Here is a 13,512-nt window from a genome sequence, read left to right on the forward strand (position 1 = left end):
TTACATCTCCATAAACCACAACCCCGGAACTAGTCCGGGGTTATCTTGAGTTACAGAGTACGTGCTATCTCTTGTACTTCAAATATTTCAAGCTGATCGCCAACCTGAATCTCGTTGTAGCCTTTCAGTGAAAGACCGCATTCCAGACCGGCCTTGACTTCTTTTGCATCGTCTTTGTAACGCTTGAGCGAATCCAGCTCGCCTGTCCAGGTAACCACGTTGTTGCGCAGCAAACGGACAGAAGATGTACGCTTGACCATGCCATCAGTAACCAGGCAGCCTGCAATCGCGCCAACTTTGCTGACCACGAAGACTTGACGAATCTCGACCATACCAATGATCTGTTCGCGCTTCTCTGGAGCCAACATGCCGGACAAAGCTGCTTTAACTTCATCTACCGCATCGTAAATGATGTTGTAGTAGCGGATGTCAACGCCGTTAGACTCTGCCAATTTACGGGCAGACGCATCAGCACGGGTGTTAAAGCCGATGATGACCGCCTTGGACGCGACCGCCAAGTTGACGTCGGATTCTGAAATACCGCCAACTGCTGCATGCACAACCTGTACACGCACTTCGCTGGTCGACAATTTGACCAGGGATTGCACCAGCGCTTCTTGCGAACCTTGTACGTCGGTCTTGACGATGATAGGCAAGTTCTTGACTTCGCCTTCGCCCATGTTTTCGAACATGTTTTCGAGCTTGGCAGCTTGCTGTTTCGCCAGCTTGACGTCACGGAATTTACCCTGACGGAACAAGGCGATTTCACGCGCTTTGCGCTCATCAGCCATGACCATGACTTCTTCACCAGCAGACGGCACTTCTGTCAGACCTTGAATCTCTACCGGGATGGACGGGCCAGCTTCGGAGATATTCGCGCCATTTTCATCCAGCATCGCACGGACACGTCCATAGGCTGAACCAGCCAGAACCACGTCACCACGTTTCAAAGTACCGGACTGCACCAGGATAGTGGCAACAGTACCGCGACCTTTATCCAGACGCGCCTCAACTACCAGGCCCTTGGCAGGTGCATCTTTCGGCGCTTTCAATTCCAGCACTTCAGCTTGCAACAGCACGTTTTCCAGCAGGGAATCAATACCCAGACCAGTTTTCGCAGATACTTGCACGAATGGCGAATCACCACCGTATTCTTCAGGCACAACGCTTTCAGCGATCAACTCTTGTGTCACGCGGTCTGCATTGGCACCCGGCTTATCAATTTTATTGATAGCAACCACCAGAGGCACGCCAGCTGCTTTCGCATGGGCAATCGCTTCCTTGGTTTGCGGCATGACGCCGTCATCTGCTGCCACCACCAGAATAACAATATCCGTCGCCTTGGCACCACGGGCACGCATCGCAGTAAACGCTTCATGGCCTGGTGTATCAAGGAAGGTGATCATGCCACGTGGTGTTTCTACGTGATAAGCACCGATATGCTGTGTAATGCCACCGGCTTCACCAGACGCGACTTTGGCGCGACGGATGTAATCCAGCAGGGATGTTTTACCATGATCAACGTGACCCATGACAGTAACCACAGGTGCACGCGGGAAGGACTCATATTCACCGTGCTCTGTGGTGTCCGTCAGCATCGCTTCAGGATCATCCAGTTTTGCAGCAAAGGCTTTATGACCCATCTCTTCAACCAGGATCATTGCTGTTTCCTGATCAAGTACCTGATTGATCGTGCACATCTGGCCCAGTTTCATCAAATGCTTGATGACTTCGGATGCCTTGACTGCCATCTTGTGCGCCAGCTCAGCAACGGTCAGGGTTTCAGGCACAAACACATCTTTAACGATGGCCTCTACCGGCACCTGGAAGTTGCTTTCGCGGTCATCATGATGACTATTGCGACGACCTTTAGGACCGCCCTTCCAGCCATCACGGCCACCGGAGGTATCACCACGTGTTTTCAGACCGCCGCCACGTTTCTTGGCTGCGTCTTCTTGCCAGGTTGAGGACACATTGGCAGATTTGATTGCCTTCTTGTCGCCAACAGCTGGTTTTTTCTCGTCTTTTTTCTCTACTGCAGCACCAGGCTTTTTCTCAGCCACTTTTTTATCAGCAGGCTTGTGCAAAGTACCTTCAGCAACCTTGGGCGCTGCTACCGGAGCAGGTTCTGGTGCTTTGGCAGGGCGACGTGCCGCGTTCATCATTTCTTTGATTTGCGCAACTTCATCAGCCACAGCTTTTCTGGCTTTTTCAGTAGCAGCAGCACGCTCAGTCGCTTCTTTAGCGTCGGCTACCGCTTTTTTCTTCGCATCTTCTGCTTCGATACGTTTTTTGTCTTCGTCAGCGGCAGCTTGAGCAGTTTGAGCAGCCGGCACAGGTTTTACCTCTGCAGGTTTGGCATCAGCAGGCTTGGTATTAGCGCTGGCATTGAGCGCTTTGGCAGCAGCAGCGGCTTGCTCCGCCCTGGCTTTTTCAGCCTCTGCTTTAGCAGCTTCTGCCAACTCAGCTTCACGCATGGCTTGCGCCTGGGCTTCTTTTTCAGCTTCCAGCTTGGCCAGACGCTCTTGTTTTTCAAGCAACTCAGCTTCCTGGCGTGCAATCAGCTCTGCTTCGTGGCGCGCTTCTTCATCAAGGCGAGCCTGTTCTGCTGCATCCAGTACCGGTGCAGGAGCCTGCGCTTCATCCGCTGGAGCATCATCACGTTTAACGAAGGTACGTTTTTTACGAACTTCAACCTGAATGGTACGAGACTTCCCAGTCGCATCGGCTTGCTTGATCTCGGTCGTTTCCTTACGAGTCAAGGTAATTTTCTTCTTTTCGGTGTCCGCAGAAACGCCGTGGGAACGACGCAGATGCTCCAGGAGCTTATCTTTGTCTTCCTTTGTCAGCGAATCTGACGTCGAGCTCTTACTGACGCCCGCTGCACGCAATTGCGTGAGCAGCAAATCTGCTGACATCGTTAGCTCGGTGGCAAATTGGGCTACATTGTTACTCGCCATTCAGTCCTCTTTTTCTATGTGCGCGTTATGAGATTGAAACCCGTGAATTACTTAGCTTCTACGAGTTTCCAGGCTTTGGCTAACAAAGCCTTGGCCTGATCATCATATTTAGCGTCGATGAGTTTCATCTCATCATCGGTCACATCTTCAAATGCATCTTTAATTAATTGACGTGTGCGGTCGGCAGACAATGCCAGAATCGCGCCAAATTCGTCATAAGCCAATCCAGCGAAAGCCGCCAGGGTCTTGATACCAGCCAAACCCAGCTTACCTGCCGTCACGCGGGTCATACCTTCGAGATTGACTAATTCATCTTCCATACCTTCGAGGCCCTCTTCAGAAGCAATTGCTTCTGTCAACAAAGCGTCACGAGCGCGGTTACGCAACTCATTGACGGTATCTTCATCGAAGGCTTCGATTTCCAGCATTTCGCTGATAGGTACGTAAGCGATTTCTTCCAGACTGGAAAAACCTTCGTCCACCAGAATGTCAGCGACTTCCTGGTCAACGTCGAGTTTTTCCATGAACAGGCTGCGGATACCGGCAGTTTCTTGCTCGGCTTTATTCGCAGACTCTTCAGCAGTCATGATATTGATTTGCCAGCCTGTCAATTCAGCTGCCAGGCGAACGTTTTGTCCGCTGCGGCCGATAGCAATTGCCAGGTTTTCCTCATCCACTACCACGTCCATGCCGTGTTTTTCTTCATCCACCATGATGGATGAAACATTGGCTGGTGCCAGTGCGCCGATAACGAATTGCGCCGGATCTTCTGACCACAGCACGATATCAACACGCTCACCACCCAGCTCGCCAGTCACAGCCTGTACGCGTGAACCACGCATACCGACGCAAGTGCCGATAGGATCAATACGTTTGTCAGCGGTGTACACAGCAATTTTTGCACGCACACCAGGGTCACGTGCGGCAGACTTGATCACCAAAGAACCTTGTTCGATTTCTGGGACTTCCAGTTCAAACAGTTTCATGATGAATTCTGGCGCTGTACGCGACAAAATAACTTGCGGGCCACGTGCATTGCGATCGATACGCAAGATATAAGCACGCACACGGTCACCAACACGCAGATTTTCTTTGGGGATCATCTGATCACGTGGCAAACGCGCTTCAATCTTGCCGGACTCAACCACGGCTTCGCCACGCTCCATGCGCTTGATGGTACCCGTTACCAGGGAATCACCACGCTCCAGGAAGTCAGCCAGGATCTGCTCACGTTCTGCATCACGGATACGTTGCAAGACGACTTGCTTGGTATCTTGCGCAAAACGACGGCCAAAATCGACCGATTCAATTTCTTCTTCGATGTAATCATCAACCTGAATTTCAGGATCATCTTCCACTGCTTCAAAATGCAGGATTTCCTGATCTGGCAATTGCAGGCCTGCCTCATCCGGCACCACGTGCCAGCGGCGGAAAGACCTGAATTCACCAGTATCACGGTCGATTTCTACGCGAATATCGACTTCACCGGGAAAACGTTTTTTTGTCGCTTGCGCCAAAGCATGCTCCAGCGATCCGAAAACAACCTCTTCATCGACGTTCTTTTCACGCGCCAGCACATCCACCAATAACAACAAATCACGACTCATGCTTTGCGACTCCTAAAATCCACTTGCGGCACGAGGCGTGCCTTATCCACATCGGCGAGCGTAAACTCCAGCATGGCCGACCCATCTTTTACTTCAAATTCCAGCTTCAGATTTTCACCTTCAGGTTCGTGCAAGACACCTTCGAAAGTTTTGCGATTTGGCGTGCCCGGCATGGGCATACGTAATTTCACATTGGCTTTCTCACCAGCAAAGCGCACATAGTCAGCGATTTTTTTGAGTGGCCTGTCGAGGCCAGGAGAAGAAGTCTCCAGGCGGCTGTAATTGACGTTTTCTACTGTCAGCACATGCGATAACTGGTGGCTGACTTTTTCGCAGTCTTCCACTGTGATATTGCCGCGCTCCAGATCTTCCGGCAAAAAATCAATATAGACCCTGAACAAGCCGCGTTCGGCCTGCTCAAAATCTACCAGATCATATCCGGTACCGTTGACGGTCTTTTCTATCAAATCCAACAAAGCCAAACTTATTCTCCGAAAAACACACTGACGATTTGCAAACCGGGCAAAACCCGCTACAGGCCTGGCGATTCGGGCTATTGAGCGTTGCGCCGCAACTCACTCAACACGATATCAATCGCTAAAACCAAAAAAAAATGGGCAACTGCCCATCTTTTTTTGTAGCGCCTCGATTTTAAATTCAAATAAAGGCAAAATCTGCTAACTACAAGATTATAAACGATAAATTACCTCGTCGCAATGGAAAACGAGGTAATTTCAACACGTCCCGCTACTGCAAAACGCTTAAAACAAGCAAAAAACATTATGCGCCACGTGAGCGCCTGCGCGCTGCAATTCCCTGGCCTATGGCCTGACCACTGCCACGGGATGTAGGGCCGCGACGCTGTCCAGCATCAGGGAAACCCAATGCCGTTTGCAAGGGATCTGGCTGACGGCTACGTTTTTTACCGTTAGCGTTGTTGGCATTGTTACCAGCGCCATTACCCGGGCCATTACGTCCATTGCCAGCATTACCACCAGCCTTGTTGCCATATGCGTTATTGCCGTTGGCATTGCCGCCACGACCCGCACCATATTCAGCACGCTCACCACGACCACTGGACATAGGGAAACCAACTTGCTTCTGGCTAAACGGGCCGGTACCAAAACCTGGGGCCTTATTACCAAATGGCTTGCCACCCTTGGTTGGCGCAGTCGGCTTATCACCGCCGGCTTTTTCCAGCCCACTCAGTTTCAACAAGGCGCGGACTGCATCTTCTTCCAGCTCTTCCCAGCGGCCACGCTTGAGGTTGGCAGGCAGAGTCATGGCACCATAACGGGTACGTATCAGGCGTGACACTGTCAAACCGACCGCCTCAAACATACGACGCACTTCACGGTTACGGCCTTCGCCAATGATGACGCGGTACCATTTATTAACACCCTCACCACCGCCATCAGTAATTTTGGAGAATTGCGCCAAACCATCTTCCAGCTCAACACCCGCCAGCAGACGCTGACGCATACCTTCTTCCAGTTCACCCAGGGTACGCACAGCGTATTCACGCTCAATACCGTAACGCGGGTGCATCAAGCGGTTTGCCAGATCCCCGGATGTGGTAAACAGCAACAAACCCTCGGTGTTGTAGTCCAGACGACCAACTGCCAGCCACTTGCCGACTTTCATGGTTGGCAAGCTCTCGAACACGGATGCACGGCCTTCAGGATCGTTAGTACTGACGATTTCGCCAGCAGGCTTGTGATAAATCAGTACACGCGGTGGTTTTTTACTGACTTTGCGCATAATGGGCTTGCCATTGATACGCACCTGATCAGTCGGCAAAATTCTTTGCCCAATATGGGCTGGCTCACCGTTCACAGAGACACGACCAGCGACGATCAGCTCTTCCATGTCGCGACGTGAACCCAGGCCAGCTTCAGCCAATACTTTATGCAATTTAGGCGCATCATCATCTGCAGTCAGATCACGGCGCACTGGTTTGCCACGGCCCTTGCCTTTGGCATCATCAGCAGCACCCGAGTCAAATGCCTCGGAAGTAACAAAAGAAAACACGTCATCGGCATTATTGCCAGCACCCGGACGGCCGCCGCGAGTTTGCTGCTGTGGACGCTTGGACTTATTGGCGCCAGCATGACCAGCGTTTTGACGCGGACCACGCTCATTACGGTCACCGCGCTCGGTGCGCTCGCCACGTTCACTACGATCCGGACGCTCGGCGCGGTCGCTACGCTCACCACGATCAGCGCGGACTGGACGTTCAGTTTTCTCACCGCCCTCTGCTTTTTCACCACGCACTGTTCGCTCGGCGCGATCTGCCCTTGGCGCACGTTCTGTACGGGATGGGCGTTCGCTGCGCTCGGCTGCTTGCTCTGTACGCACGACTGGCTCGGCAACTACAGGCGCTTCAGGCACAACAACTACTGGATTTTCGATAACCTCTGCAGCCTTGGCCTTGCTACGGCTGGCGCGCGGCGCCGCTCCAGGTTCTTTAGGGGCGCGCGGCGCACGCGGGGCACGTGCTTTTTTTACTGATGCTTCTGCCGCTTCAACGGCTGATGCTGTCACTGCGGCTGTTACCACTACTGCTTCTGCAGCCCCTGCTGATTGCTCTGCATTCTCTTGCTTAGGCTTGGATCGGCTTACGCCAGTACGCGGGGCACGCGCAGCGCGCTTTGCCGGTTTTGCGTCATCACCACCAGCAGGGCCATTATTATTTGCGCCCGTACCACCATCAGCTTGGTCAGCATTCACATCTTCAGGATTCATTGGATTCATTCTTCAGTTCTATTGGAGGCAACTGACTCGCTGCAGCGCCCGGTACACTATCCGGTGCCGCAGTATCGGCTACCTGATCACTCAATTGCGTGACAGGTTGAGAATCTCCCCCAACCTCACTTATTTCTGCACTTATTTCTTCAATTACTTCTTCGCTTATATCTTCGGTAATTTCTTTTACTATTTCTTCTGATGCTTCTTCAGTTTTTGCTTCGCTTGCAGCCTCAGGTAATTCTTCAGCAACAAGATCTGTCACCTCATCAATCTCAGATAATTGATCTGGCACACTGTCTGCCACAACATCAACAGTCACGACATCTGGATCTACGCTAAAGCTAGCAGTCTCTTGCGATTCTTGCTCAGATGCAATTTTCGTACCTTGTACGGTCTCGGCCTGCTGTTGCTCCTGCGCATCTTGTGAATCTTGCTCTTCTTGAATTTCTTGCGCTAATGACTCTGATTCAGCACCTGCAAGCATCTCGCCAGTATCCACTGACTCTTGCGCAAGCTCCTCGGATGAATCCGCCAATGCCACCAACTCAGTCTGATCAGCATCCACTCCAGGCAACTCAACATCCGCAATTTGCTCAGGCACAGATTCGCCATCAGCTACAGGCCCTGCTACCAACGCATCCGCCTCAACAGCGGCAAACATACCACCACCAAGAGCAGCCAATTCAGGAACCTCATCTTCTTCAGCATCCCGCTTCACTTGCTGCAAAGGTGGCAACTGGTCAAGCGAAGACAAACCAAGGTCATCCAGAAATTGCTTCGTCGTAGCAAACAATGACGGTCGACCCGGCACATCCCGATGGCCTATGGATTCTATCCAGCCACGGTCTTCCAGGGTCTTGATCATCTGCGATGCTACGGTCACACCACGAATTTCTTCTATGTCGCCGCGTGTTACTGGTTGGCGATAAGCAATAATCGCCAGGGTTTCCAGCGTCGCTCTTGAATACTTTGGTGGTTTTTCCGGGTTCAACCTGTCGATATAGGCGCGCATTTCTGGCTTGCTCTGAAAGCGCCAGCCTGTCGACAAAGCTACCAGCTCTATGCCCTTGTCAGACCAGTCCTGGCGCAAGCCTTCCAGCATCAGTTTGATGGTATCTGCGCCGACCACATCACCTTGATCATCCGCATCCTGGAACAGCTTTTTCATGGTATTGACTGTCAGCGGCTCAGGCGCGCATAACAAGGCTGTTTCGAGGACTCGCTTTGCCTCAGCAGTATTCATGCAATATTAAAGTACACGGGTTTATTTGTTTTTTAATTGATGTCATGCAGCAAGGCAACTGATACGCCAGTTACCATCTTTGCCATTACTCACACCAGTTTTGTATTAAATTTGTTGCCACCAACCTGGTAGCAACGCCCTTCATGCGGGCGGCTGGGACTGCATGGAGCGCGCAAAGAACTTAGCAGCGCACAATCCCTAAAATTAGTAGACACTGGATTGTAGTCCAGAAATTAGCAGACGATCAAAAAATATCGTCAACAACCAATAAAAAAGCCACGCTGTAACGTGGCTGTTCTCAATAATTCTGTCTGCAACGGGGTGAATATCACGCATTAGCTGCGCGCACCACAAAATCTGCACCAAACCCGGAAAGCCAACCACAAGCCTTCCAACAACATCCTGCATACGACTGCAAGTGCGCGAGATTACCACGCATTTGGGAAGTTTGCACGGGAAAATCTGGGCAAGCTTCTCTCCAACTAGATTAAACAAAGATTGAATTGCAATTTAATCAACAACATTGGATAAGTTTTAAACTCACAATCAAACCTTAATCTGTCTGCCGCGCATAACTCACCGTCAGCATTTCCCACTGGTGCCCATCAGGCTCATTCCAGTAAATCATGTTCCCGCCATAATCGGTATTAATTTGCATATCCATAGAACCGCGCACAGAACTGCGATAAGGAATGCCAGCAGCCTTGATGCGCCCCAGTATTTCATCAAAGCTCTGCGGGCTGACCCGAAAGCAAAAGTGATAGACCGGGAAATCTTCATCTGCCTGGATAAAATCCAGCGTCAAACTCTCATTCACAAACACCGGCGCAAATGGCCCCAAAGCCGTTGGTGCCCAGGGCACGCCCAGCAAATCAGCCAGTTGCTTTGCCGAAGCCAGCTTGTCATGCGAAGGGACTATCGTGTGATCCAGCTCAATACTCATGGCAGCTCTCCTTGCTAAGCTAAATACCAACTTTGCAACAATAGTTTTCATTTTACTCATTTTTAACTAAATGTGCCTCGCAAGGGAAATTATCCTATTTCAATCTGGCAAAATCGATGACAAAACCGGCCCCATAAACTTGCAATAAGTACACAATCGGCTTAGAGTAAAGCGTAGCGCACCAAACCACCTGACCAGGAATGGATGTATGAACCAGACTATGGCAGCATGCATGCAAACACTCAAAAATCCTTTTGAGGGCACATCGGCTGCCATCATCAACAGCAATGATGGCGACAAAACGCAACTGGCAGAAACCCTGCGCAAGGGACAAAACCAGTCGCTGGAAATGATCGCCAAAGGTGCGGCATTAAAAGACATTTTGTCCCACCTGATGCTATTGATAGAATCACAGTCGCAAGGCGTGTATTGTTCTGTGCTGCTGCTCGATGACGATGGCATGCATATACGCAATGGTGCTGGCCCCAGCCTGCCAGCAGAATACATGCAAGCCCTGGACGGTTTTGAAATTGGCCCCACCGTCGGCTCATGTGGCACAGCCATGTACCGCAAAGAAATGGTCGTTGTCAGCGACATCATGAGCGATCCACTATGGGAGCCATACAAGGCCTTCGTCGCCCCGCATGGATTCAGGGCTTGCTGGTCTACCCCCATATTCCTTAACAAAGACATGTTGCTCGGCACCTTTGCCATGTATTACCGCGAAGTGCGCAGCCCGGGGCCGGATGATTTGAAACTCATTGACGTTGCCACTCATCTGGCCGGCATCGCCATAGAACGCAACCGCAAAGAGCGTGAACTTGCCAGACATCGCGACCACCTTGAAGAGCTGGTCGCAGCACGTACGGCAGAACTGGTGGTCGCCAAAAACCGCGCAGAAATCACTAATCTTGAACTCAGCAAAACCAATGCCGAGCTCGCCTGCACTCTGAATACCCTCAGCCTGACCCAGGCAGAATTACTCAGACGCGACAAGCTGGCCGCCCTGGGCTCTTTAGTGGCGGGCATCGCCCATGAACTCAACACCTCCATAGGAAATGGCCTGATAGTCGCCAGCACCCTGGCAGAACGCACCAACGAATTTTCCACCACCTGCGCCCAGGGCCTGAAACGTAGCACCCTGGAAAAATACATGGCCGACGCCAGCGAAGCCAGCCTCATCCTGCAACGCAATCTCCAGCGTGCTGCCGACCTGGTCAGCAGCTTCAAACAAATCGCGGTTGACCACACCACCGCTGACAGGCAAGAATTTTCAGTCGCAGAACTCATCACAGAAATCAGCCAGACATTCAGCACACCAATGAGGCAGCAATCCATACAACTGACGTGCGACATTGCCGACAACATGCAAATAAACAGCCTGCCCGCCCTGCTAGGCCAGGCCCTGCAAAGCCTGCTCAGCAACTGCCTCGCGCATGCATTCGAAGGCAAGGACAGAGGTAGCATCCACATCACCGCCCACTACAAGGCGGACAGCGGCGCAGAAATCAGCATCACAGACGATGGCATAGGCATACCACCCCACAATCTACAACGCATCTTCGACCCATTTTTCACCAGCAAACTAGGTGCTGGCAGCTCCGGCCTGGGTCTGTATATCGTGCACAATATTGTGTGCGGGGTTTTGAATGGGAAGATAGAGGTGGAAAGCATAGTGGGCAGCGGGACTACATTCAGGGTTGTTTTGCCGTCGGGCTTGCAAAGTGAGGTTCTTGGCTGAGAGCGCAGGCACAGATATTTCATTGACTTACCGGCCTCTTTACCAAAAGAACATCCTCATACCTTATCCATCGCATTCCACTCATTGAATGCAGTCCACGAAACGGTTACCGAATTTTTCGCAAGAAAATCGATGAACATGCCTTACTTGATTGTCTCTTGTATCAAATCAAGCTCATTTGCCTATACGTTCGCTGCCAGACAGACCACGGTTATGGAATAAGTGCACTGTGCTTAAGCCAGCCAACCAGATTTACTATATTAGTGCCTACTGCATATAAGCGTTTTCCAAACAAACACATGGCTATAGATCAAAGTATTGATTAGTGCATTTCTGATTGCTGGACTATAAATAATCATGCTATTTGCGATTGAGATTAGCTGTCTCATTATTTGTCCAATATTGAGTATTCATTCCGTGTAAGAATGTCGAATACAGAGGCTGAGAGGAGAAAGATGCCCTCACAACAAAAGCAAGCAGTTGCAGTGAAGTCACTTAAGGTGAAATTGCGTCGCAATATGAAACTTGAGCAAGCTGCTCATGAGATACTCGCAAATTGTCTTGAGCAAATTCAAGGCAATCAATCTGCCATCAGGACTGGCGCAGATCCTGATTGTGTTCGCCAAATGCATATAGGTCTACGTCGCCTACATTCGGCATTAAAACTCTTTCATAATTCATTTCTACTCCCTGCAAAACTGCAAGCAGAGTTGGATTACGTATCGGAAAAATTAGGTGCAGCGCGTGACTGGCAGGTATTTTCTGGCTCTACTTTGGTGGCAATCGAAGCCATGGCTCCAGAAGAAGTAAAGCTACCCAGCTTACAACAGGCAGCAATGACTATAGCGAGCAAAAAACAAAAAGAAATTTATACGTCAATGAAAAGCCGTCACTCAGCACGCTTGATGTCTGAATTATCTGCGTGGCTAAAAAAGCCTCAGATACCTGAAACAGACAAGTGCCCTAAGCATAAAAAATCTACGGCGAAGCTACCATTATTCGCCCAAAAAATTTTATTCCATCAACAAAAAAATCTAATCAAGCGAGGCAAAGAACTATTTAAAGCAAAAGCTGACACGAACCCACAGGCAAACCATAAATTTAGAATCGCAATTAAGAAAGTCCGCTATTCATGCGAGTTTTTCGAGAATTTTTTTGGTAAAAAAGGTATGCATGCATATATAAGCGCTTTAAGCGCACTGCAGGATATTCTAGGTAACATCAATGATGGCGCAGTTGCAGGCAGATTACTGAGAACTGTGGCTCAGCAGAAGGATAGTTATATATCGGGCTGCAGCTTTGCCCGGGGCTACCTGCTTTCCCAAAGCCAACTGGACCAGCAGGAGCTGCGATCACTCTGGAAACAATTTAAGGACATCCATTTACCAAACCTTAAATAAATGCATCTTCCCGGTCTCGCTGATAAAAGTCCCTGAATCTCCAGAACTTCAGATGTAATTGATTCATTCACTCCGCTGCAATTCCGCCATGACTGTATTCTGGATGTTTTCTATGGTTTTGTCTTTTTGCATTTTTTGGAGAACAGACGTCAAGCCTGGCACAAGATTTTCATGCTTCTTGTTGAGGTAGTGAAATACTGGAAAGGTGACCAATGGAGGCATTAGTATCGTGACGTCGGCTTGTTTCATTTCACTCAAGGCTGCAAGACCCGAAATACGATTTGCCACTACGATGTCTGAGCGGCCCAGCAGCATTTTTTGAAATGCCTGACGCACCGTTGGCGCTCCTTCGAGCTTCATCCCAACAGTATTTTGCTCGATAATTTTGATACCCCGGACAAAACCTATTGTATAGGGGCGCAGACTATCCCAGCCGTTAACTGCAAAATGGGTGCCATTGGTGAAAATGACAATTTCATAGGTAAGCAATGGTACTGGCACGATGAGGAGATTAGGATAGTCCCTTTCCATCCCCAGTTTACGGTACAGCTCACCATCCATTTCACCATTGTTCGCACTGCGCAAGGAACGTTCGCCGGGTAAATAGTGGATATTCAAATGCCAACCCAATCTACGGTAGGCGGTGTCAATAATCTTTTCAGCAATGAGTGTAGCGGGATCTTTTTCGATGAGAGTGGAAATTTGCAAAGACTTGTTTTCTTGCGCCAAGACATTAAACGACACAATCCCTGACAAGGACGCAAATTGCAATAGAGTTCGTCGCCGCATAGTAGGTACGCTCCTATTATTCCAGAGAATTTTTCATTCCTTGAATAGCATCGGTTAAATTTTGATTAAAGGCATACAGTT

The 13,512-nt window shown here is 50.1% G+C and carries 9 protein-coding genes; 2 read left to right on the forward strand and 7 right to left on the reverse strand.

Annotation, left to right across the window (positions count from 1 at the left end; genetic code table 11):
• Nucleotides 1–50 precede the first annotated feature (50 nt).
• The 6 genes from infB to AC07OI_RS05270 all read right to left on the reverse strand — a co-directional run bounded on the left by infB (nucleotide 51) and on the right by AC07OI_RS05270 (nucleotide 9,501).
• On the reverse strand, nucleotides 51–2,960 hold the full coding sequence (gene infB, locus AC07OI_RS05245) for a translation initiation factor IF-2 (RefSeq protein WP_495256500.1): 2,910 nt from the start codon (nucleotides 2,958–2,960) through the stop codon (nucleotides 51–53).
• 47 nt (nucleotides 2,961–3,007) lie between these two features.
• A complete protein-coding gene (gene nusA / locus AC07OI_RS05250; protein WP_110253861.1) occupies nucleotides 3,008–4,567 on the reverse strand; it encodes a transcription termination factor NusA in 1,560 nt (519 codons plus the stop codon).
• Nucleotides 4,564–5,049 (reverse strand): ribosome maturation factor RimP, encoded by a 486-nt coding sequence (rimP, locus tag AC07OI_RS05255; RefSeq protein WP_492702827.1) that lies wholly within the window; start codon nucleotides 5,047–5,049, stop codon nucleotides 4,564–4,566. The genes nusA and rimP overlap by 4 nt, the downstream gene beginning before the upstream one ends.
• Before the next feature lie 298 nt (nucleotides 5,050–5,347).
• A complete protein-coding gene (locus tag AC07OI_RS05260) occupies nucleotides 5,348–7,312 on the reverse strand; it encodes a pseudouridine synthase (RefSeq protein WP_495256759.1) in 1,965 nt (654 codons plus the stop codon).
• Nucleotides 7,302–8,558 (reverse strand): SMC-Scp complex subunit ScpB, encoded by a 1,257-nt coding sequence (gene scpB, locus AC07OI_RS05265; RefSeq protein ID WP_495256501.1) that lies wholly within the window; start codon nucleotides 8,556–8,558, stop codon nucleotides 7,302–7,304. The genes AC07OI_RS05260 and scpB overlap by 11 nt, the downstream gene beginning before the upstream one ends.
• Nucleotides 8,559–9,111: 553 nt before the next feature.
• Entirely contained in the window at nucleotides 9,112–9,501 is a 390-nt protein-coding gene (locus AC07OI_RS05270; protein ID WP_495256502.1) for a VOC family protein, read from the reverse strand.
• Nucleotides 9,502–9,709: 208 nt separating this feature from the next.
• On the opposite strand from AC07OI_RS05270, the gene AC07OI_RS05275 reads away from it, so the two are divergent.
• Both AC07OI_RS05275 and AC07OI_RS05280 read left to right on the forward strand, forming a co-directional pair.
• A complete protein-coding gene (locus AC07OI_RS05275) occupies nucleotides 9,710–11,242 on the forward strand; it encodes an ATP-binding protein (protein ID WP_495256503.1) in 1,533 nt (510 codons plus the stop codon).
• A 455-nt stretch (nucleotides 11,243–11,697) separates the two neighbouring features.
• Entirely contained in the window at nucleotides 11,698–12,642 is a 945-nt protein-coding gene (locus AC07OI_RS05280) for a CHAD domain-containing protein (protein WP_492702822.1), read from the forward strand.
• 63 nt (nucleotides 12,643–12,705) lie between these two features.
• Here the strand turns inward: AC07OI_RS05280 and AC07OI_RS05285 are convergent, their stop codons facing one another.
• Nucleotides 12,706–13,431 (reverse strand): substrate-binding periplasmic protein, encoded by a 726-nt coding sequence (locus AC07OI_RS05285; RefSeq protein ID WP_492702821.1) that lies wholly within the window; start codon nucleotides 13,429–13,431, stop codon nucleotides 12,706–12,708.
• Nucleotides 13,432–13,512: the final 81 nt, after the last annotated feature.

Source organism: Undibacterium sp. GW821-FHT07F11, assembly GCF_059418665.1.